This window comes from Enterococcus sp. C53 (assembly GCF_040887425.1).
Classification (GTDB): Bacteria; Bacillota; Bacilli; order Lactobacillales; family Enterococcaceae; genus Enterococcus_B; species Enterococcus_B hirae.
Map to the genome: position 1 here is coordinate 1 of NZ_JBFOFT010000033.1, position 435 is coordinate 435.

General features: G+C 44.1%; 1 pseudogene. It reads right to left on the reverse strand.

The features are described 5' to 3' along the window. Positions 1-48: 48 nt before the first annotated feature. Positions 49-435 (reverse strand): annotated as a pseudogene (locus AB3I42_RS14040) (peptidase M23); the annotation flags it as partial.

A 435-nucleotide genomic window follows, 5' to 3' on the forward strand; every position in this document is an offset into this window, starting at 1 on the left:
CGAAGATCCTAAAGAGGGACCTTCGCTTTTTAAACAAGCTATTTTATATTAGTACCAACCGTTTGCTTCCCAGAAAGATTTAGCTGCTTCCCATGAGCCATAACGAGAAGATACGTATTGTTCAGCAACTCGTTCTTGGTTTGCTGCTGAATAGTCACCATTTAAGTAAGAAGAATCTAATTGGTAACGTCCGATGTAACGACCGTTTGTTGCTGTATAAGAACCGCTAGATTCTTTTTGAGCGATCCATTCTTTCGCTGAGCTTGTGTTTGTTGTCGCTGGTGTTGCTTGTGCCGCTGTTTGCGTTGCTTGAGCAACTGGTTGAGCAGGTGCTGCTTGTTGAACTGGTTCTTGCTTCACTGGTTGTTCAGCCACTGTTTTTGTTTGAGCAGGCGCTTGGTAAGCTGTTTGTGTTGTTGCTGCTTGTTCGCCTGT